The organism is Nisaea acidiphila (assembly GCF_024662015.1).
GTDB lineage: Bacteria > Pseudomonadota > Alphaproteobacteria > Thalassobaculales > Thalassobaculaceae > Nisaea > Nisaea acidiphila.
Window position 1 is genome coordinate 3,045,632 of record NZ_CP102480.1, and the last position, 20,161, is coordinate 3,065,792.

Consider the following 20,161-nt stretch of genomic DNA (forward strand, 5'->3'; position numbering starts at 1 on the left):
AAGTCGTCATTCCCGCGAATACGGGGACTCAGGGATCTTAGAGCTTTGCCGGTCTTCCCTCGGTCCCCACTTGCGTGGGGATGACAACAATTGAGGAGGGGAGGGAAAAGGGCGGAAACTCCTACCTCTCCGAATTGAAGCCCTCCGCGTCGCGCATCCTCGACGGCAACCTGTCCGCCTAACGGCCCAGCTTCGCCTCGATCATGGCCGGCAAAAGGGACATGTCGTCGAAGGTCTCCGCTTCCGGATGTACCGTCGCCAAACCGTGCGGGAGAAAGTGCAAGGCTTTCATGCCGGCGGACAGTGCGGCCCGGACCCCGACGTCGCTGTCCTCGACCACAACGCATTGCTCGGGGGCGAACCCCATCTCCCGCGCGGCGTGGAGGAAGAGGCCAGGTTCCGGTTTCCAGACGCCGATCTCGTAGGAACTGAACAGGTGCGCGCCGAAATGAGGGGCAAGCCCGCTGACGTCGAGCGCCTGCCGGATCTTCGGAAGCGGCCCGCTCGACGCGATGCAGCGGGGATGCGCCAGATCCTCCAGCATATCGGGCACGCCGGGCATCGCCCGCAGGTCGCGCGCGAACAGCGCCGATACCTGCGCCCGGTAGGCGGCCTCGAACGTCTCCGGCAGGGGCCTGCCGATCTCGCTCTCTATATCCCGGAGGATCGCGGCGAGCTGCATTCCGCGGAAGCGGGCAACGAGGCTCTCGACCGGCCGGTTCAGTTCCGGGAGGAGGTCGAGGAATGCCTGGTTGCAGAGGGTCTCGCTGTCGACCAGCGTGCCGTCGAGATCGAAGATGACGCAGATTTCCGCCAAGAGATCCCTCTCAGGCCGCGTAGTTCGAGCCTTCCTCGTCTAGGATCGCCTTCAGCTCGGCGAGGTGCTTCTGGTCCTGGTCCGGGTAACTTTCCAGCTCCTGCGCGGTCTTCTCGGCAATGTCGTCCGGCAGCACGCGCAGCTCCATGCCGGTCTGCAGGGCGCGGATATATGTCTCGGCGGCACGCTCGAAATAATAGAGCCGGTTGAAGGTGTCGGCGACGGTCTCCCCGATGACGAGGATGCCGTGATTGCCCATCACCATGACCTTCACCTTCGGGTCCGTCAGCAGCGCGGCGCAGCGCTCGCCCTCTTCCTCGAAGGCAAGCCCGCCGTAATGGTCGTCGATCACCATGCGGTTGAAGAAGGTCGCGCAATTTTGGTCGATCGGCGGCAGGCGGCTGTCCTTCAGGCTGGCCAGCACGGTGGCGTGGATGGAGTGGACATGCATGACGCAGCGCGCATGGGGGCAGCGCCGGTGGATCGAGCCGTGCAGGCCCCAGGCGGTCGGGTCCGGCGCGCCGGGACGGTCCAGCACCTCCGGGTCGTTGGCGTCCAGCTCCAGCAGGTCCGAGGCCTTGATGCGGGCGAAATGCATCTGATTCGGGTTCATCAGGAAGCGGGTGCCGTCCTCGTTCACCGCGAGCGAGAAATGGTTCGCCACCCCTTCATGCATGTCGAGCCGCTCTGTCCAGCGGAAGGCTGCGGCGAGATCGACGCGCTCCGGCCAGTAGCCGAGATTGCTTTTCGGGGTGAGGGCGACGGGGCTGGTCATGGGAGGTCTCCCGAAGGGGTGGGCGATTGCGCCCAGCCTGCCTTTCCCGCGCGCCGTTCGCCACTGCAAAAATGCGAAAGCTGCGATTAGCGGGGGTTATGTCTTTCTCCGGAGTCACTTGAGCCGCCGCCGATGTGTGGCCGGCCGGCCCGGTGGAAGCGCGCCTGTTCGCGACGCTCCCGATCCGGCGGAATGACGCCCTTCTATTGGGCTGTGAACGCTTACGCAGCCGCGTCAGAGAGTGCCGCGAAGCGCTCGAGATGGTGGTCCGTATCGCCGAACAGGTGGTCGATCATCACCAGGCGCTTGGCGTAATGCGCGACCGGCACTTCCCAGGTCATGCCAATACCGCCATGGAGCTGGATTGCCAACTCGCCGACGATGCGGGCATGCTGGCCGATCCCGGCTTTGGCGGCGCTGATTGCCATCTCGCGCACGGCGCGCGGCTCGCCGAGGCGGGCGGCCGCGAGGACCGCCAGTGACTTCGCCTGCTCCAGCGAGATCCGCATGTCGACGGCCCGGTGCTGCAGCACCTGGAACTGGCTGAGCGCCTTACCGAACTGCTTGCGGGTCTTCAGATACTCGACAGTGGTCTCGACCGCGACTTCCATCGCGCCGACCGCTTCGCCCGCGAGCATGACGATGGCGCGGGCCATCACCTCCTCGATCGCCGCAAAGCAGGCTCCCGGCGTGCCGAGCACGGCGTCCGCGCCGACCTCGACCCCGTCGAGCGCGATCTCGGCGACATGGGTGCCGTCGATACCGGGCGTGCCGTGGACCTTTAGATTCGCGGCGTCCTTGCCGACCAGGAAGAGGCCGATGCCGTCTTCATCGTCATGCCCGCCGGAGATCCGGGCGGAGACGATCAGCTGATCCGCCGCCGCACCGTTCAACACCACGGACTTGCGGCCTGTAAGCGTCCAGCCGCCGCCTGTCTTCTCGGCCTTGCAGCGGACATGCGCCGGCTCGTAACGGCTGTCCGGCTCGCCGTGGGCGAAGGCGAGCAGTGTCTCGCCGCCAACAACGGCGTTCAGCAGGCTTTCTTTCTGTTCCGCGGAGCCGAGCAGATCGATCAGCCCGCCGCCGAGCACGACGGTGGACAGATAAGGCTCGACCACCAACCCGCGGCCCATGGCCTCGCCGAGGATCATCAGGTCGACACCGCCGCTGCCGAGACCGCCGAATTCTTCCGCGAAGGGCACGCCAAGCATGCCGAGTTCGGCGAGCTGGCCCCAGACATCGCGGGAGAAGCCCTCTTCACTCGCGGCGATCTTCTGCCGCTTCTCGAAATCGTAGGTCTCGCGTACCAGCCGCTCGACCGTGTCCTTGAGCATGCGCTGCTCTTCGCTGAGCGAAAAATCCATTTCCTGTAATCCCTTAGAGTCCGAGCCCGGCCTTGGCGATGATGTTCTTCTGGATCTCGTTCGACCCGCCATAGATGCTGAGCTTGCGCATGTTGAAATACTGCTGGGCGATCGGCGCGGCATAGTCGGGGCCGACCGGCTCGCCGTTGAAGCCCTCGTCGAGCGCTTCCGACTGGAACGGCATCGCGTAGGGGCCGATCGCGCGGCGCGCGAGATCCGTGATCTCCTGCCGGATCTCGGTGCCGCGGATTTTCAGGATCGAGCTTTCCAGCCCCGGCGCCCCGCCGGACTGCACCTCGGCGAGCACGCGCAGATTGGTCATTTCATGCGCCATCAGGTCGATCTCGACCTTGGCGATCCGGTTGCGGAACAGCGGGTCCTCGATCAGCGGGCGGCCGTTCTTCACCTGGTCGCGGGCAATCGCTTTCAGATGCAGCAGCGCCGCCTTGGAGGAGCCGACATTGGCGATTCCGGTGCGCTCGTGGGTGAGCAGGTACTTGGCGTAGGTCCAGCCCTTGTTCTCCTCACCGACGAGGTTCTCGGCCGGGACCTTCACATTGTCGAACCAGACCTCGTTCACCTCGTGCTCGCCTTCGAGCAGGATGATCGGGCGGACGGTGACGCCGGGCGTGTTCATGTCGACCAGAATGAAGGAGATGCCTTCCTGAGGCTTGGCCGCATCCGGATTGGTGCGCACCAGGCAGAAGATCATGTCGGCATGCTGGCCGAGCGTGGTCCAGGTCTTCTGGCCGTTGATGATGTAATGGTCGCCCTCGCGCACCGCGCTGGTCCGGAGCGAGGCGAGGTCGGAGCCGGAGCCCGGCTCGGAATAACCTTGGCACCACCAGTCGGTGAGGTCGAGGATGCGCGGGAGGTAATAGTCCTTCTGCGCCTGGTTGCCGAACTTCATGATGACGGGCGCGACCATGTTGACGCCGAACGGCAGGATGCGCGGCGCGCCGTAGGCGTAGCATTCCTCTTCGAAGATGTGCTTACGCACCGGATCCCAGCCCGGCCCGCCATATTCCGTCGGCCAGTTCGAGCCGAGCCAGCCCTGCTCGGAGAGTGCCTTGTGCCAGCGGAAATAGTCGTCCTTCACGAGACGCTTGCCGCCCTTGATCTTTGCCCTGATATCGTCCGGCAGTTTGGACTTCAGGAAGGTGCGCACTTCCTCGCGGAAGGCCAGTTCCTCCGGGGTGAAGTTCAGATCCATTTCATTCAGCTCCCTTACGCCACTTCGAAGAGGCCGGCGACGCCCATGCCGCCGCCGACGCACATCGTGGTCACTACATATCTCGCGCCCCGGCGCCTGCCCTCGATGAGAGCGTGCCCGACCATTCGCGAGCCGGTCATCCCGTAGGGATGGCCGATCGAGATCGAGCCGCCGTTGACATTCAGTTTCTCGTCCGGAATGCCGAGCTTGTCCCGGCAATAGAGAACCTGGGAGGCGAAGGCCTCGTTCAGCTCCCAGAGATCGATATCCTCGACCTTGAGGCCGTTCCGCTCTAGCAGGCGCGGCACGGCGAAGACCGGTCCGATCCCCATCTCGTCCGGCTCGCAGCCGGCGGTGGCGAGGCCGCGGAAAATGCCGAGCGGCTCAAGGTTGCGTTGCTCGGCGAGTTTGGCGTCCATCAGGACGCAGGCAGAGGCCCCGTCGGAAAGCTGGCTCGCGTTGCCCGCAGTGATGAAATTCCCCTCGCCGCGCACCGGATCGAGGCCGGACAGGCCTTCGAGCGTCGTGCCGGGGCGGTTGCATTCGTCCCTGGTCAGCGTGACCGTCTCGCGGGAGGTCTCTCCGGTCTCGCGGTTCTTCACCACTTTCTCGACCGTGATCGGCACGATCTCGTCGTCGAACCGTCCGGCCTCCTGGGCCGCGGCGGTGCGCTGCTGGCTCTTCAGCGCGTACGCGTCCTGCGCGTCGCGGGAAATGCCGTAGCGCGACGCGACCGTGTCCGCGGTCTCGATCATGGAATGGTAGAGGCCCGGTATGTGCTCGATCAGCCAGGGCTCCTCGAGCCGAGTCTGATTGAGATTGGCCTGGGTCAGGCTGATGGACTCGACGCCGCCCGCCGCCATGACCGGCACGCCGTCGACGATCACGCGTTGCGCCGCCATGGCGATGGCCTGCAGGCCGGAGGAGCAGAAACGGTTCACCGTGACGCCGCCTGCGGACACCGGCAGGCCCGCGCGCATCGCCGAGAGCCGGGCGATGTTCTTGCCCGTTGCCGCTTCCGGCAGGCCGCAGCCGAGGATCACATCCTCGATCTCGGCAGGCTCGACCTCGGCGCGCGTCACCGCATGCTGAAGTGCGTGCCCGGCCATGGTCGCGCCATGGGTGTCGTTGAACGCGCCGCGAAAGGATTTCGCCAGTCCCGTGCGGGCGGTCGATAGAACGACGGCCTCTTTCACCGTTTCCTCCCATTTGTTTTCCTATGTCATATCGAACAGCCGGGGAGGGCGACAAGTTTTTTCGAAATTGAATTTCGCTTTGCGAAACTGCGCTTCGATTAGAATGGGGTCGGGATCCTGATGCCGTGTTGCGGGCCGTCCTTGGGTGCGTCCTTGACGGTCTCCCGCTCTGGCAGTTCCGGCGCTTCAAAGGGGATTGCCTGATAGTCGAACTGGCTCAGCAAATGGGAGATGCAATTCAGCCGGGCCCGCTTCTTGTCGTTGGAATCGATGATGAACCAGGGCGTGTCCGGCGTGTGGGTCGCACGCAGCATTTCGTCATAGGCGATCGAGTACTCATCCCAGAGCCGATAGGATTCGAGATCCATCGGACTCAATTTCCAGTGCTTGGTCGGATCGGTCATGCGCGAGAGGAAGCGCCGCTCCTGTTCGTCCTGGTCGACATGCAGGAAGTACTTGATGAGCTTGATCCCCGTCTCGGAGATCTCCCGCTCGAAGAAGGTGGTCGAGCGGAGAAATCGCCGAACCTGTTCCATCTCCGTGAAGCCCATCACCCGCTCGACCCCGGCGCGGTTGTACCAGGAGCGATCGAACAGGACGATTTCGCCGGCCGCGGGGAAATGCTGAATATAGCGCTGGGCATAGAGCTGGGTCTTTTCCCGCTCCGACGGGGCGGGCAGGGCGACGGTGCGGAAGACCCGAGGACTGACCCGCTCGGTGATGCGCTTGATCACACCGCCCTTGCCGGCGGCATCCCTGCCCTCGAAGACGACGACCGCACGCTCGCCTGTCGCCTTTACCCAGGCTTGCAGGCGGCAGAGTTCGACCTGTAGATCGTAGAGCGCCTTCTCGTAGGCCTTCCGGCCGAGCTTGCGATGCTTGCCGCCGCGTTTGTTGCCCATGGGATCTCCTCCGGCTGCGAACCGGATTAGATCACGGCTGGCAGGTTCTTGTCAGCCGCGCCCGGTCACCGGGATCAGAGCGCCGGTGACGGCACGGGCCTCGCTTCCCGCCAGCATAAGCATGGCATCGGCGATGGCGGCGGGGCTGACCCATTTGGACGTGTCGGCCTTCGGCATCGCCTTGCGGTTCTGCGGTGTATCGATGGTACCCGGCAGCACGGCATTGACCCTGATCTCGTCGGCGCGCAGTTCGGCGGCGGCCGCTTCGACCAGGCGATGCAGGGCGGCCTTGGAGGCGGCATAGGCCCCGAGCTTTGCGGGCGCGTCAAGGGCCGCGAGCGCGCCGACATGCACGATCGCGCCGCCGCCCGCAGTCCGGAGCGCGGGGATCGCGGCGCGGGTCAGGGCGAGGGCTGTGCCGCAGTTCATCGCATGGAGTTTCTCCCACTCGCCGGTGTCGCTTTCCTCGACGGGGGTCATGGCGAACCCGCCCACGGTGTTCAGCACCGCATCGAGCCTCCCAAAACGATCGACGATGCGGGAGATCGCATCCGCTGCGGTCGCCGGATCGACAAGGTCGACACCGTCGACGAGCAGCAGGGCGTCATTGCCGGGAGCATCCGGAAATGTTCGGGCGAGAGAGGATTGCGCCCGTCCTAAGGCGGCGACACGTGCTCCGGCCTTGAGCGCCTTGGTCACGCAGGCGGCGCCGAGATTGCCGGTCGCCCCGCCAACCGCGATCACCTTGTTCGTGAAATTCATTCTCTCCCCCCCATGAGTTTTCTTTTCTAGGGCGTACCTTTCGGCCTCTCGAAGCGCTGAAGTCCGGCCCAGAGTTTTTCCGCGAGCCAGAGCCCGGCGGCGACATAGGCTGGAATGGCGACGATCCTGAGATCGTGCAGCCAACTGACGGGGATCACACGCTCGATCCCTGGCCAGAGGCTTTGGATGACATCGAGATCCTTCAACCAGCGCCCCCGGAGGAGGGCTGCGGACTCGTCGAAGAAATCGTAGAGCAGCCAGCCGGCCCCTGCGGCGTAGAGCAGGCCGAAGAGCGCCCAGAGAATGCCGGAAATGCGCATCAGATAAACTCCACGCGGTCGGTGGAGGTGCGCAGGATGAGCAGGTCGCCGCGCCGGTAGAGCTCGCCCTCGACGGAAACGTAGGGCGCGACATAGTCGAGGATCTCCGCGTCGAAAGCCGCGCCCGCTTCGTTCGCCAACAGAAAGAGTGTCGGCGGCGCGTCCTCGTGATAGACCGCGAGCATCGGCGGGATGCCGCCCATGATGCAGAGATTGGCGCAGGCCCGGTGCACCTTGCCTTCGCCCGGGCGCATGGCGCCGAGATAACACTTCGTGTCCACGATCTCGCCGCGCAGGATGACCTTTCCGAGCGGTACTTCGGGATGCGGGGTGAAATCGGAGAGCGGAGCAGGGTCTTTCGCCGGCCGGATCTTCGCCGCACCGCCGACCTGCAGGATACGGGTTCCCTCGCGGGTCACGAAGACACCGCCGACATCGACGATCTGACCGTCATGCTTCGCCGCGCGACCCTGTGCGCCGCGCTTGCCCGGATTGGTCAACAGGATCGTGCGGCCCTCCGGAAAACCCTCGCTCGGCGGCAGGCGGAGCATCGGGTAGGGCACGGTCTCGAGAATGCCGAGATGCTCCTTGTAGCCGCCCTGGAACCGGCCGTCGCCGTAGTCCCTCTGGCCGCCGACCATGGCAAGGCCGCCGCCGATCCCGAGGCCGATCAGCAGGACCGAAACGAGCGCGAGGAAGGCGGCCAGTTTCGGCGGTGTCTTCAGGTAGCCGACGAAGAAGTCGCGCTTCGAACTGTCGCTCATGCTCCGGTCTCCAGGACGATCGGGGGCACCGGGGTGCCCGGCGGCAGGGCGTTGGCGTCGATCAGCAACCGGTCGCCCTCGCGGCGGAGCCGGTAGGTCGCGACTTTTTCGGTGAAAGGCGCCGGGGAGCAGCCGTCTTCGGGCCGGTATTGATAGCCATGCCAGGGACAGGTGACGCAGCCGTCGATGATCCTGCCTTCCGCGAGCGGCCCGTTCTGGTGTGCGCAGGCATTGGAGAGCGCGGACACCTTGCCGTCATAGCGGAAGAGGGCCGCCTTTTCCCCGGTCGGAAGGAACACGGTGACGCCTCCCTCATCGGGCAACTCGTGGATATTGGCCGCATGGACCCAGTGCCCGTCGTCCGAGGCAACTGTCTCCGTTTCCGCCGGCCCGTTTTCTTTCAGCGCCGCTGCGAGATGAAGGCCGCAGACGAGCAGCACGCTTGCCGCTGTCAGACCGAGCAGCCAGGGGGAATGTTCCGCCTGCAGGAGGCCGAGACAGACATGTGCGATCACGGCGGCATAGGCCGCGTAGACCGACATGTGGATCGCCTTCCAGAGCGGCGCGCCCAGGAAATTGAGCCAGAAATCGTGACTGGTCGCGGCCAGTGTGAACAGCACCGCCAGCGCGAACATGCCGAGATATTCGAAGGGAAAGGCGTGCCAGGAGGCGATATTGCTGCTGGCGACGAAGAGTGCCACGTAGCGGTCGGTCGGGCTGAAGGCCTGGTACCAGCCAAGCACGGTCAGCGCGTGGGCGAGGGCGACGAAGAAAATCGCCACGCCGAAGTGGCGCCGATTGTAGAGCAAGGGAAGGAAGCGACGGTCCAGCCGGGCGAGCGGGCCGATGGCGAGCACGATGGTCAGCAGTATGAAGGCGCAGGTGCCGAAGGCCCTCATGCGGAGCTGCGGTCCGCTGATCCGCGGGCTCTCGAGCCAGCCGGGCGCGTAGCGCAGAAAGACGATGACGAAGGCGGAGATCCCGAGCGCCAGAACGAGATCGTAGATCAGCTTGTTCCGGGTCCAGGTGACGGGCCGGTATTGTACGCTCATTGCGCCGCTCCCTCTGCCGGACGGGTGAGATAGTCCGCGACAGGCTCGACGGGGCGCTCCTGCCGGCCCAGGACGGTCAGCAGGAGCAGAAGCGGAAGTGCCAGCGACAGGATCACCCAGAGCCGGAGGTGCCAGGTTTGATGACGGCGTTTCATCGGTCGTCCCCCGAGCGCGCGACGACGGCCCAGCGCCAGATCACCACCGGCCAGAACACGATCGTCGCCGGCAACAGGAGCAGGCGGAAGAGATAGCTCCCGCGGCTGCCGGGATCGAAACGGTCGATGCCGATCGTGAGGAAGAATGCGGCGACGGCCATGCCTGCATAGGCCCAATAGGCCGCGGCTTCCAGCAGTGCCGAGATCGCTCCCGTGCCCGGTGCCTCGATCATTCCGTCATCCTCCCCTCGACGCCCCACGCAGAACGGCGGTCAGGCGTAATGGTGCCGGATCCCGGCCACCGCGTCGTCAATTTCGTGTCCGAGCCGCGCCATCCGGTCGGCGATCTCGTCGGTGGCGCGAAGCTGTTCGTCCGCGGCCGAGCCGTTCTGCTCGATCGACTGGACCATGGTCGAAACCCGCCCGGTGATGTCCTGGAAACCCGACTGGATCATGGTCAGCGTGTCGCTCAGCCTGGTGGTCATCTCCGCGATGCTGTCGGCGGCCTCCCGGCTGTCAGACGCGAGCAGCTTGACCTCGCGCGCAACCACCGCGAAGCCGAGTCCGGCCTCGCCCGCGCGCGCCGCCTCGATCGTCGCGTTCAGGGCGAGCATGTTGGTTTGCCCGGCGATCGACTTGATCCCTTCGAGAAGTTTCAGGATGCCGCCGATCGCACTGGAGAGTTCGGTCAGTTTGCTCACCGCGGTATCGACCGTGCCGGAAATGTCGGTCGCATATTGCAGGTTGCGGCCGACATTTTCCCGGATCGTCGCCATGCTTGAAGAGAGCTTTTCGGAGGCACCCGCGACGTCGCCGATGATGTTGCCGACATTCTGTCCCATCAGCCCGGTCAATTCCTCGATGGTGGACTGGCTCTTCTCGGTTTGCGCCTCGCTATAGGCCGATGAGGCGATGGTCGCCTCCGCATTCATCAGCGTGGTCACCAGGAGGCTGGCTTCAGTCGCTTCCGGCCGGCCTTCCCCCGCAGCGAGGATGCGGGCGGACAGTTCGCGTCCGAGGCAGGCGAAGAACTGTCCGTAGACGGCCGGGTTCATCTCGCTCTCGAGGTCTCCCTTGGCGAAACCGCGGACGCGCTCCACGTGCGCGGCATCGATCCCGGTACGGAAAACATCGGCCCAGCGCTGGTGCTGGCCGCGGACCCATTCCTGCTCCGGTTGCCCCCAGAGAAATCCCTTGAGGCCCGGATAGGAGCTGCAGAACCGGTAGGTGGCCGTGAGCGCCTCTTCGATTTCAGGGCCGGCGAACCGGTCCCACACATCCGGAAGGGCCCGCGCGCGCGCCGGATCGAAGCCACAACCGGCGATCAATTCCGCTACATCCATTCAGCCGCGTCCTTTCCTCAGCGGTTCGCGTCAACCTCCGGGCAAATGGGACTTCTGTCGAAAGATCAATGAACCGATCAAGGATTTGTGAAAGCTTGTCAGCTGCTGGTCGGAGCCGTCGGCAATGTGCGGGGACCCCTCGCACAACCGCTCGCCGGACATTTTTTATTGGCGATCCTTGCTCAGTTTGGTGAGACTGCCCATTAGACCTCCGGACAGAGGCGCCGATGCTTCGGACTCTGTATGGGCAATGGCTGATTCCGCTCCCTATGCGCCGAGAGGCTGCCTTGGAAGAATCCACGAAGAGCATGGTCGAAGAGGCCTATTTCGAGACCGTGGAAGAATCCTTCGAGCGTGGCTTGACGCCTCTCAAGGCGCATATGGAAGGTGTGGTTGCGGCCGCGATGCTGCTTTCGGCGGTTGAAGGGGTCGAGGACGAGGCTGCGCGCAAGATGGTCATGGAGCTCGGACTGCGTCCGCAGCAGGAAGAGTGACTAGGAGCCGCTGCTCGGCGCATATCTGAGAAAATGAGCTTTGCAGGTGCCGCAGTCGCTGCTGCCGAAACCGGCTACCGGCGGCGAGAAAGCCCCATCGGCCGTAAGCCTTCCGATGAGGTCGCATTCCGTCATTTCGGAAAAGTCGAAACCTGCCCGCTGATCGGCTCTCGCGGTGACCTGATCGATGTGCCAGCGCTGCTTTCCATCGCCGCGCAAGTGACGTCCGAGGCGGGCGCTGATCCCACCGGGGCCGCGTGCGCTGCCGGCATAGACATAGAAGCCTGCCGGCAGATCGGCGGGACGGTCGCGCACGGTCGCCGCCAGCGGCGCCGGCAGATGGAGGAGCAGCAGATAGCTGCCGGGATCAGACCGGAGAGATTCCGGCGACTGGTGCAGGTCGCCGCATTCCGGAACCAGCGCACGGATGGCCTCGGCGAGGCCATCGAGCGCCGTTCCGGACATGGCGGGCTTACCCGGCGGCCTTCACTTCGAGGCGGCGGCCGTGCAGCACCGGTTCGGTATAGCCGCTCGGCTGCTCGCGTCCCTTGAAGACAAGGTCGCAGGCTGCCTTGAAGGCGATGCTCTTGTCATAATCGGGCGCCATCGGCTTGTAGGCCGGATCGCCGGCGTTCTGACCGTCCACCACTTTGGCCATCCGCTTCATCGTCTCCTCGACCTGTGCCGCATCGCAGACGCCGTGATGTAGCCAGTTCGCGATGTGCTGGCTGGAGATCCGCAGGGTCGCGCGGTCTTCCATCAGGCCGACATTGTTGATGTCCGGCACCTTGGAACAACCGACCCCTTGGTCTACCCAGCGCACCACGTAGCCGAGGATGCCCTGGGCATTGTTGTCGAGTTCCTGCTGGATCGTCGCGGCGTCCCAGTTCGGCCGCTCGGCGACCGGGATCGAGAGGATGTCGTTGAGGTTCGCGCGGCCGCGGGACTTCAACTCGTCCTGGCGCTTCTTCACGTTGAGCTCGTGATAGTGGGTCGCGTGCAGGACCGCGGCCGTCGGCGACGGCACCCAGGCGGTGTTGGCGCCGGCTTCCGGGTGCCCCTTCTTCTGCTTCAGCATTTCGGCCATCAGGTCCGGCATCGCCCACATGCCCTTGCCGATCTGGGCGTGGCCCTGCAGGCCGCATTCCAGACCGATATCGACGTTCCAGTCCTCGTAGGCCTTGATCCAGGCGGACGCCTTCATGTCGCCCTTGCGGATCATCGGACCCGCTTCCATCGAGGTATGGATCTCGTCGCCGGTGCGGTCGAGGAAGCCGGTATTGATGAAGACCACCCGGTCCTTGGCGGCGCGGATGCATTCCTTGAGGTTCACCGTGGTGCGACGCTCCTCGTCCATGATGCCCATCTTGAGCGTGTTCGGCGCGAGGTCGAGCAGCTTCTCGGTCTCGGAGAAAAGCGCCTCGATGAAGGCGACTTCCTCGGGGCCGTGCATCTTCGGGTTCACGGTGTATACGGAGCCGGCGCGGCTGTTGCCGCCCTTGTTGGCGCCGCGGATGTCATGCAGGGCGATGGCGGCATTGAAGACGCCGTCCATGATGCATTCGGGGATTTCCTTGCCGCCGTCATAGAGGATGGCCGGGTTGGTCATCAGCAGGCCGACATTGCGGACCAGCATCAGGCTCCGGCCATGCAGCCGCACCTCACCCTTGCCGTCCGGCGCGGTGTAGGTGCGGTCCGGGTTCAGCTTGCGGACGACTTCCTTGCCGCCTTTCATGAAGGCGTCGGAGAGATCGCCCTTCACCAGGCCGAGCCAGTTCCGGTAGGCGAGCACCTTGTCCTCGGCATCGACGGCCGCGACCGAGTCCTCGCAATCCATGATCGTCGTCAGCGCCGCCTCGACGATGACGTCCGCGACACCGGCCGCGTCGTCCTTGCCGATCGGGTGGTCCTTGTTGATGACGATCTCGAGATGCAGATCGTTGTTCCTCAGTAGAATTCCGCTCGGGGCGCTTGCATCGCCTTTGTAACCGGCGAACTGCTCCGGGGTTTTCAGGCCGGTGGTCGAACCGTCCTTCAGAGCGACGGAAAGCGTGCCTTCAGCGATGTTGTAACCCGCTGCATCTGCATGGCTGCCGATGGCGAGCGGCGCGGATTTGTCGAGGAAGTCGCGCGCCCAGGCGATGACTTTCGCGCCGCGCTTCGGATTGTAGGCACCACCTGCTTCGGCGCCGCCCTCGTCGGAGATCGCGTCAGTTCCGTAGAGCGCATCGTAGAGGCTGCCCCAGCGGGCGTTTGCCGCGTTCAGGGCATAGCGGGCATTCATGACCGGAACGACGAGTTGCGGTCCGGCGACCGTGGCGATCTCGGAATCGACATGTCCGGTGCCGACAGAGAAGGCCGGGCCCTCTTCCACAAGGTAACCGATCTCCGTCAGGAAAGCCTTGTAGGCCTCGAGATCGAATCCGGCGCCGCGGTTGGCTTTGTGCCAGGCATCGATCTTTTCCTGCAGTTCATCGCGTTTGGCGACCAGGGCGCGGTTCTTCGGGGCGAAGGTGCCGACGATGGCGTCCAGTCCGTTCCAGAAGGCGGCGGCATCGACGCCGGTGCCCGGCAGGGCTTCTTTGTTGATGAACTCGTAGAGTCCGGTATCGATCTGCAGGCTGCCGATCTCGGTACGGCTGGTCATTGGGGAAGCCCTTTCCGCATGGGGTCACGATCATGAAAATCGGGCGCATCCTCTTGATCGCGGCAGGGCTGCGCAAGCTGAGGTTCCGCAATGCGGAAACGGAAACCATTTTTTTGTGCGGGCGCTCAGTGGGGGAGGTTTTCCAACACCTGTTCAACGAAGTCGCGGAGGTTTCCGCCGCCGAAAAGGAAGCCGCGCAATCCGGCGGCCTCTGCGGCCTGAAGATCGGATATCTGGTCGCCGATGAGGAAAGAGCGCGGAAGGTCTATGTCCCAGGATGAGAGCAAGTCGAGAATCATCCCGGGGGCGGGTTTGCGCCAGTCCGCGAGATGGCTGAAGCGGCCGTCGTCGAAATCGGGATGAAACGGGCTGTAGCGCGCATCGTCGATTGCTCCGCCGACTGCGCGCAAGGTCTCGTCCATCCAGCGGTGGAGGGCCTCGACCTCGCTGCTTTCGTAATAGCCGCGCGCGATGCCCGACTGGTTGGTCACGATAAAGACGAGAAAGCCCCGCTCTTTCAGGAGAGCCACGGCATCACTTGCGCCTTCGACCCATTCGATCTGTTCGGGCTTGTGCGCATAGCCGGTATCGCGGTTGAGGACCCCGTCGCGGTCGAGAAAGGCTGCCGGTCTTTTGGTCATTCGATTTTCATTCTGCCGATCTTTTGGCCATCAGTTCCGGGGACGCATCCGTTCGCATCGGAAGCTTGGCTGAAGTGAGTTTGTTCACACCCCGCCGCCGTGCAGCGCATTTGGGTCAAATCCCTTGGTTTCTTTACGTTATCTTCATTCCCATATCGCACAGTATGCATGGCGATGCACCGGCTGTTTCTTGGCCTGTCAATTGCATCGCATCTTATTATCTTGAACCCGGGACGGGTTCTCGCCAGTGACGCGAGATACCGGTCCCCCCGATCTGATGGAGTAGGCCAGAATGGTCCGCTTTGTGGAAATGGTCCGTAAATCGGTGCACGCTCTGTTTCATCCGTACCGCCCGGAGAAACGTTACATGCGCGGCAGTTCGGCCAGGCACGGTGTCTGAGCCGCGCTGACGAGCGAAGCTGCCCGAGGTAGAGCACCCGATCCGCGGCTGCCGGTCTTCCAACCGGTCTGCGGGTCTGTATAGTGATGCGAGCGGGCCGGGTTGGTCTCACTGCCAGGACACCGATGGAACAGGAACGCGCAAAGTCGCCCCGACAGCAGGACTACGGATACGACCTCGACAGGGTCTATGCATCTCTGGTCGGTATCAGAACCGGCATCGCGGACGATGCCTTCACCGCAGACATCTTGGGAACGGAGCGGAGCGGAAACGGCGTCGTGATTCGCGACGACGGTCTGGTTCTCACGATCGGTTATCTCGTCACCGAAGCAGAACAGGTCTGGATCACCGACAATTTCGGCCGGGCGGTGGCGGGCCACGTCCTCGGTTACGATCAGGAAACCGGCTTCGGGCTGGTACAGGCTCTTGGCCATCTCGACCTGCCGGCGCTTCCGCTCGGCGATTCGGACATTCTCGAGGAAGGCGATCCGGTGATTCTCGCCGGTGTCGGTGGGGCCAAAGGCGCCATTGCCGCCGAAGTGATGACCATTCGCGAGTTCGCGGGTTATTGGGAATATCTTCTCGACAAGGCGATCTTTACCGCTCCGGCCCATCCGAACTGGGGCGGGTGCGGGCTGATCGGACCGGATGGCAGTCTGCTCGGAATCGGATCCTTGATGGTGCAACAGACGACGGACCAAGGAGCCATCGACGGCAACATGGTGGTGCCGATCAATCTGCTGAAGCCGATCCTTGAGCAGCTGACGACCTTCGGCCGGGTCGAAAAACCGCCACGCCCGTGGCTTGGCCTGTTCGGGACGGAAATCCAGGATCAGGTCGTTGTGGCCGCGCTTAGCGAGAACGGTCCGGCAGACGAAGCGGACATCCAGGTTGGCGACATCGTGGTCGCGGTCGACGATGCACGGGTCAAGTCGCTTGCCGAGTTCTTTCGCCATGTCTGGGCGCTGGGTGAAGCCGGCGTGACGGTTCCGCTCTCGCTTGCCCGGGACGGCGAGATCCTGAGCGCCAATGTGCGCTCGATTTCGCGCGACACGCTCCTGAAATCGCCGGCGCTGCACTAGAGACTTGGCGGTCTCCCGAAATCGGGAGCCCCACTTTCTTTGGTGCAATGCAGCAAAGAGGGTGTCACACTCATCCCCAATGGTGTGGAGATAGCGGCCTGCTTTCGAGATCTGGCTGCGTCCTCCGGAGAACGGAGCCGAAGCAATGCTGTATCATATGTATGAAGCCACCCGCATGGCGATCATGCCTTGGCGTCTCGGCGCACAGGCCGTACGAAATTCGGTCATGGCGCCCTGGAGCCCCCTTTCCTACACGCCGTTCGGCCGCCAGATCGGCTCGGCCGCGGAGCTTTTCGAGCGTGTAACCCGGCGCTACGGAAAGCCGGACTGGGGTCTGGAGAAGACGGTGATCAACGGCAAGGAGGTCGCGGTCGAGGAAGAGATCGTCATCCACCGCGCCTACTGCAATCTTGTGAACTTCAAGCGCGATACCAAGCGCAAGGATCCGAAGCTGCTGGTGGTGGCGCCGCTTTCAGGGCACTACGCGACTTTGTTGCGGGGTACTGTGGAAGCGATGCTGCCGGACCACGATGTCTATGTGACCGACTGGAACGACTGCCGCTACGTGCCGATCACGTCCGACAGATTCAACCTGAACGACTACATAGACTACATCATCGACTTCCTGCATTTCCTCGGACCGAACACACATGTGATCGCTGTCTGTCAGCCGAGCGTGCCGGTGTTGGCTGCGGTCTCGGTGATGTCCGGCTGGGGCGATATCTGCGTGCCGGCCTCGATGACCCTCATGGGCGGTCCGATCGACACGCGGCGCAACCCGACCGCGGTCAACAAGCTGGCCAAGGAACATGCCATCGAATGGTTCGAACGCCATGTCGTGACCATCGTGCCGCCGCCCTATCCGGGTATGGGCCGCCGCGTCTATCCGGGCTTCATCCAGCTCACCAATTTCATTTCGATGAATCTTGACCGGCACATGATCTCGCTGAACGAGCTGTTCGATCACCTGGTGCAGGGCGATGACGAAGAGGCGGACAAGCGCAAGGCCTTCTATGAAGAGTATCTCGCGGTCATGGACCTGCCGGCGGAGTTTTATCTGCAGACGGTCGAAACCGTGTTCCAGAAACATTCACTCCCCAAGGGGGAGATGATCGCGCGCTGGCATCCGGTGAGACCGGAGGCCATCACAAAGACTGCGATCTGCTGCGTCGAGGGCGAACTTGACGATATTTCCGGTGTCGGGCAGACGCAGGCGGCTCTTGATCTGGCGACCAATCTGCCTGATTCCATGAAGCACTATCACCTGCAGAAGAATGTCGGCCATTACGGCATCTTCAACGGCGGACGGTGGCGCCGCGAGATCGCGCCGATGGTGAAGGAGTTCATCCGCGCGCACGATCACGAGCTTGGCGGCAAAGCGCCGAAGGTGCATGCGATCGCGAGCTAGAACCGCGCTATCGCCAATTCGGACAGAGTGACCGCGGCCGCCGGGCTTGCGCTTTCGGCGGCCCGGCGCCATCATCGCCGTTCCTTTCCCGACCTCCCCGATTTCAGAGGACAATGATGAACGGCGCTGAGAGCCTGGTGCGAACCCTTGTCGCGTCCGGAGTGGACGTGTGTTTCTCCAACCCTGGTACGTCGGAAATGCATTTCGTCGCCGCGCTCGACCGGGTCGAAGGCATGCGCTGCGTGCTCGGCCTGTTCGAGGGGGTGGTTACCGGCATGGCGGACGGTTATGCGCGGATGGCGGAGAAACCGGCCTCGACCCTGCTGCATCTCGGTCCGGGGCTCGGCAACGGCCTCGCCAACTTGCACAACGCGAAAAAGGCCTTCACGCCGGTCGTTAATATCGTCGGAGAGCATGCGACCTATCATGTCGAGCACAATGCGCCTCTGACCGCCGATATCGAAGGCATCGCGCGCCCGGTCTCCGGCTGGGTGAAGACCTCCATGTCGGCGAAGGACGTGGCGAAGGACGGGGCGGAGGCGGTTGCCGCCTCCATGGGCGTACCCGGCCAGATCGCGACGCTGATCCTGCCCGCGAACACGGCCTGGGAAGAGTCCGACGGCCCGGCCGCGCCGGTACAGCCGGTGGATCGCCCGAAAGCACCGGCGGAGGCGATCCGCGCCGCAGCGGCAGCGCTCGTTTCCGGCGAAGAATGCATGATCCATATGTCCGACACCGCTCTGATGGGCGAGGCGCTGGAGATGGCCGGCCGTATCGCCGCCAAGACCGGCTGCCGGCTGTCTTGCAAGACCAGTAACCGGCGCTGGGAGCGCGGTGCGGGCCGGGTGCCGGTAGAGCGTGTCCAGTATCCGGTGGATATCGCCCTGAAGCAGCTTTCCTCGGTCAAGCACCTTGTCCTGCTCGGCGCGCCGGTGCCGGTTGCCTTCTTCGCTTATCCGAACAAGCCGAGCGTGCTGATTCCCGAGAGCTGCAATGTCGTCGAGGTGGCGCCGGAGGGCTACGACCTGCTGGCGGCGCTGCGCGACATCGCGGAAGAGCTCGGCGCGACCGATATCGAGCCGATCCGGCAGGAAGCGTCAAAGCCGGATCTTATGTCCGGCGAACTGACACCGGAGAGCATTGCCTCGGCCATCGGGCATTTCATGCCGAAGGACGCGATCATCGCGGACGAGTCGGTGACTTCCGGTCGGGGGCTGATGCCGTTCACCGCGGGTACGGAGCAGCATGACTGGCTGTCGCTCACCGGCGGTTCCATCGGCATCGGCATGCCTTACGCGACAGGCGCCGCGATCGCCTGTCCCGACCGCAAGGTGATCTGCCTCGAAGGCGACGGCAGCGGCATGTATACCCTGCAGGCGCTCTGGACCCAGGCGCGGGAAAAATGCGACGTCGTTAACGTGATCTTTGCAAACAGGACTTATGAGATCCTGAAAGGCGAGCTGATGAATGTCGGTGCGCAGAACCCGGGCCGCAAGGCCTTCGACATGCTGGAGATCGGACGTCCGGATCTCGACTGGCGGCAGCTGGCCGAGGGAATGGGGGTTCCTGCGACCCGCGCGACGACCGCGGAAGAGTTCAACCAGCAGTTCGAGCGTGCATTGAATGAACCTGGCCCGCATTTGATCGAAGCCTGGATGTAATTCTGGTACATACTTTTGCCCATGGGCCATACGCGTAAACGAGTCTCGATAGAGCGGCTTGCCGTCGAACAGCTTTCCCGCATGCTGCAGGCGGGCTCGTCCCGGGTGTACAATTGTGCCGCCTTGCATCGGAATGTTCTAACTGCGGGCGGTGCGCCGGGTCAGTTCCTGTTCAAGACCCAGGACCTGAACAGCGCGATCTTCATGAAAGAAGTCTATTCGGACGACGAACAGCGCGAAGCATCGTCCTATCCGGTCGGGACCAAGGTTTTCTTCTCCTATAACCAGAAGGCGAATCTTGAGGGCGGAAAGTCGATTTTCCTGAACGATCGCAATCTGAGGACAGCGCTACAGTTCCACGCGGGAATGTCGGCCTCCGACGAGTCAGAGGATGCGCAGGCCGATCTCAAGGTTCTTAAGATCATCGACCAGCTCCCCTCCGTCGATCCGTTCCTGTTTCGGGAGCGGATGGAGGCGGAAGGGCTCGATCCGCATCCGGGGTATTTCGAGATCACCGAGGCAGAGTACGGCCGGATCCGCGACCATGTGATGCGCCAGTTCCAGCCGATCATCGAAACCGCGTTCGAGGATGTCACGGAGGCGAACAAGGCAGTCTTTCTCAAGACGCTGGTCAACAAGCTCTGGGATGCGACCGACATGGAGGCGCTGGGCCCGGTGATGGATGCCATGGGTATCAGCGAAGACAATGCCGGCAACACCTTCTATGCCTGGAAGGGTATCATCTACTACGACTACGTGTTCTCCCGCCGGCAGGAAGCCTGGAAGGATTATGCGAACTGGCTGAACAGCGAGTCCCGGCCGCTCGACTCGATGCCACCCATGGCCCAGATGAAGCTGAACGACCTGCAGATGCAGTGGCGGAAGAACTATCAGAAGCGCTGGAAGGCGGTGCATCTGATGCTTTCGGAGTATCGGAACTCGTACGAGATGCTGTTCCGCGACCACAAGAGCCCGGAGCCGTTCATCAAGTTCCTGAAAGCCGCGCCGAAGCGCTTTTACCAGCTTGGCGATTGCATGAGCCGGATCGATCACTGCATCGAGGTCTGGCGGACCTATGTCGGCGACTCCTCCATGCGATTCCTGCGTTTCGAGCCGCTTTACGAACTCGGTGGAACCAGCAACCGAATTCTCGGCGGCAGTTGAG

21 protein-coding genes are annotated in these 20,161 nt (G+C 63.5%); 5 read left to right on the forward strand and 16 right to left on the reverse strand.

The window, feature by feature from the left end; translation table 11 throughout:
• Positions 1 to 178 precede the first annotated feature (178 nt).
• The 13 genes from NUH88_RS14075 to NUH88_RS14135 form a co-directional block, all read right to left on the reverse strand.
• Positions 179 to 817 carry an HAD-IA family hydrolase gene (locus NUH88_RS14075; protein ID WP_257767043.1) on the reverse strand — a complete coding sequence of 213 codons (639 nt, stop codon included), beginning with the start codon at positions 815 to 817 and terminating at the stop codon, positions 179 to 181.
• Positions 818 to 827: 10 nt separating this feature from the next.
• On the reverse strand, positions 828 to 1,592 hold the full coding sequence (locus NUH88_RS14080) for a class II aldolase and adducin N-terminal domain-containing protein (RefSeq protein WP_257767044.1): 765 nt from the start codon (positions 1,590 to 1,592) through the stop codon (positions 828 to 830).
• A gap of 221 nt (positions 1,593 to 1,813) precedes the next feature.
• Entirely contained in the window at positions 1,814 to 2,956 is a 1,143-nt protein-coding gene (locus tag NUH88_RS14085) for an acyl-CoA dehydrogenase family protein (protein ID WP_257767045.1), read from the reverse strand.
• A gap of 13 nt (positions 2,957 to 2,969) precedes the next feature.
• Positions 2,970 to 4,169, reverse strand: coding sequence for an acyl-CoA dehydrogenase family protein (locus NUH88_RS14090; protein ID WP_257767046.1), 1,200 nt, complete (start codon positions 4,167 to 4,169; stop codon positions 2,970 to 2,972).
• Positions 4,170 to 4,183: 14 nt separating this feature from the next.
• The gene (locus NUH88_RS14095) at positions 4,184 to 5,365 is read right to left on the reverse strand and encodes an acetyl-CoA C-acyltransferase (RefSeq protein ID WP_257767047.1); all 1,182 of its coding nucleotides are present in this window, start codon (positions 5,363 to 5,365) and stop codon (positions 4,184 to 4,186) included.
• A 98-nt stretch (positions 5,366 to 5,463) separates the two neighbouring features.
• The gene (ppk2, locus tag NUH88_RS14100) at positions 5,464 to 6,267 is read right to left on the reverse strand and encodes a polyphosphate kinase 2 (RefSeq protein ID WP_257767048.1); all 804 of its coding nucleotides are present in this window, start codon (positions 6,265 to 6,267) and stop codon (positions 5,464 to 5,466) included.
• Between the two features lie 51 nt (positions 6,268 to 6,318).
• Entirely contained in the window at positions 6,319 to 7,029 is a 711-nt protein-coding gene (locus NUH88_RS14105) for an SDR family NAD(P)-dependent oxidoreductase (protein ID WP_257767049.1), read from the reverse strand.
• 26 nt (positions 7,030 to 7,055) lie between these two features.
• Positions 7,056 to 7,349, reverse strand: coding sequence for a hypothetical protein (locus NUH88_RS14110; RefSeq protein WP_257767050.1), 294 nt, complete (start codon positions 7,347 to 7,349; stop codon positions 7,056 to 7,058).
• Entirely contained in the window at positions 7,349 to 8,113 is a 765-nt protein-coding gene (locus tag NUH88_RS14115) for a hypothetical protein (RefSeq protein ID WP_257767051.1), read from the reverse strand. Before NUH88_RS14115 ends, NUH88_RS14110 begins: the two co-directional genes overlap by 1 nt.
• The gene (locus NUH88_RS14120) at positions 8,110 to 9,165 is read right to left on the reverse strand and encodes a Rieske 2Fe-2S domain-containing protein (RefSeq protein ID WP_257767052.1); all 1,056 of its coding nucleotides are present in this window, start codon (positions 9,163 to 9,165) and stop codon (positions 8,110 to 8,112) included. The genes NUH88_RS14115 and NUH88_RS14120 overlap by 4 nt, the downstream gene beginning before the upstream one ends.
• Complete coding sequence (locus NUH88_RS14125; RefSeq protein ID WP_257767053.1) at positions 9,162 to 9,320, reverse strand: hypothetical protein; 159 nt, start codon at positions 9,318 to 9,320, stop codon at positions 9,162 to 9,164. Before NUH88_RS14125 ends, NUH88_RS14120 begins: the two co-directional genes overlap by 4 nt.
• Positions 9,317 to 9,553, reverse strand: a complete 237-nt coding sequence (locus NUH88_RS14130; RefSeq protein WP_257767054.1) for a hypothetical protein — start codon at positions 9,551 to 9,553, stop codon at positions 9,317 to 9,319. Before NUH88_RS14130 ends, NUH88_RS14125 begins: the two co-directional genes overlap by 4 nt.
• 39 nt (positions 9,554 to 9,592) lie before the next feature.
• Positions 9,593 to 10,663, reverse strand: coding sequence for a methyl-accepting chemotaxis protein (locus NUH88_RS14135; protein ID WP_257767055.1), 1,071 nt, complete (start codon positions 10,661 to 10,663; stop codon positions 9,593 to 9,595).
• 287 nt (positions 10,664 to 10,950) lie between these two features.
• On the opposite strand from NUH88_RS14135, the gene NUH88_RS14140 reads away from it, so the two are divergent.
• Entirely contained in the window at positions 10,951 to 11,157 is a 207-nt protein-coding gene (locus tag NUH88_RS14140) for a hypothetical protein (RefSeq protein ID WP_257767056.1), read from the forward strand.
• Here the strand turns inward: NUH88_RS14140 and NUH88_RS14145 are convergent, their stop codons facing one another.
• The 3 genes from NUH88_RS14145 to NUH88_RS14155 form a co-directional block, all read right to left on the reverse strand.
• The gene (locus NUH88_RS14145) at positions 11,158 to 11,622 is read right to left on the reverse strand and encodes a DUF123 domain-containing protein (protein WP_257767057.1); all 465 of its coding nucleotides are present in this window, start codon (positions 11,620 to 11,622) and stop codon (positions 11,158 to 11,160) included.
• A gap of 7 nt (positions 11,623 to 11,629) precedes the next feature.
• Complete coding sequence (locus tag NUH88_RS14150) at positions 11,630 to 13,804, reverse strand: malate synthase G (RefSeq protein ID WP_257767058.1); 2,175 nt, start codon at positions 13,802 to 13,804, stop codon at positions 11,630 to 11,632.
• A gap of 125 nt (positions 13,805 to 13,929) precedes the next feature.
• On the reverse strand, positions 13,930 to 14,445 hold the full coding sequence (locus NUH88_RS14155; protein WP_257767059.1) for a D-glycero-alpha-D-manno-heptose-1,7-bisphosphate 7-phosphatase: 516 nt from the start codon (positions 14,443 to 14,445) through the stop codon (positions 13,930 to 13,932).
• A gap of 525 nt (positions 14,446 to 14,970) precedes the next feature.
• Between NUH88_RS14155 and NUH88_RS14160 the strand changes: the two genes are divergently transcribed.
• The 4 genes from NUH88_RS14160 (at position 14,971) to NUH88_RS14175 (ending at position 20,160) form a co-directional block, all read left to right on the forward strand.
• The gene (locus tag NUH88_RS14160; protein WP_257767060.1) at positions 14,971 to 15,927 is read left to right on the forward strand and encodes a S1C family serine protease; all 957 of its coding nucleotides are present in this window, start codon (positions 14,971 to 14,973) and stop codon (positions 15,925 to 15,927) included.
• A 145-nt stretch (positions 15,928 to 16,072) separates the two neighbouring features.
• Positions 16,073 to 17,335: a polyhydroxyalkanoate depolymerase gene (locus NUH88_RS14165; protein WP_257767061.1), complete on the forward strand. Its 1,263-nt coding sequence runs from the start codon at positions 16,073 to 16,075 to the stop codon at positions 17,333 to 17,335.
• 113 nt (positions 17,336 to 17,448) lie between these two features.
• Positions 17,449 to 18,996, forward strand: coding sequence for an acetolactate synthase large subunit (locus tag NUH88_RS14170; protein WP_257767062.1), 1,548 nt, complete (start codon positions 17,449 to 17,451; stop codon positions 18,994 to 18,996).
• 21 nt (positions 18,997 to 19,017) lie between these two features.
• Entirely contained in the window at positions 19,018 to 20,160 is a 1,143-nt protein-coding gene (locus NUH88_RS14175) for a hypothetical protein (RefSeq protein ID WP_257767063.1), read from the forward strand.
• Position 20,161 lies beyond the last annotated feature (1 nt).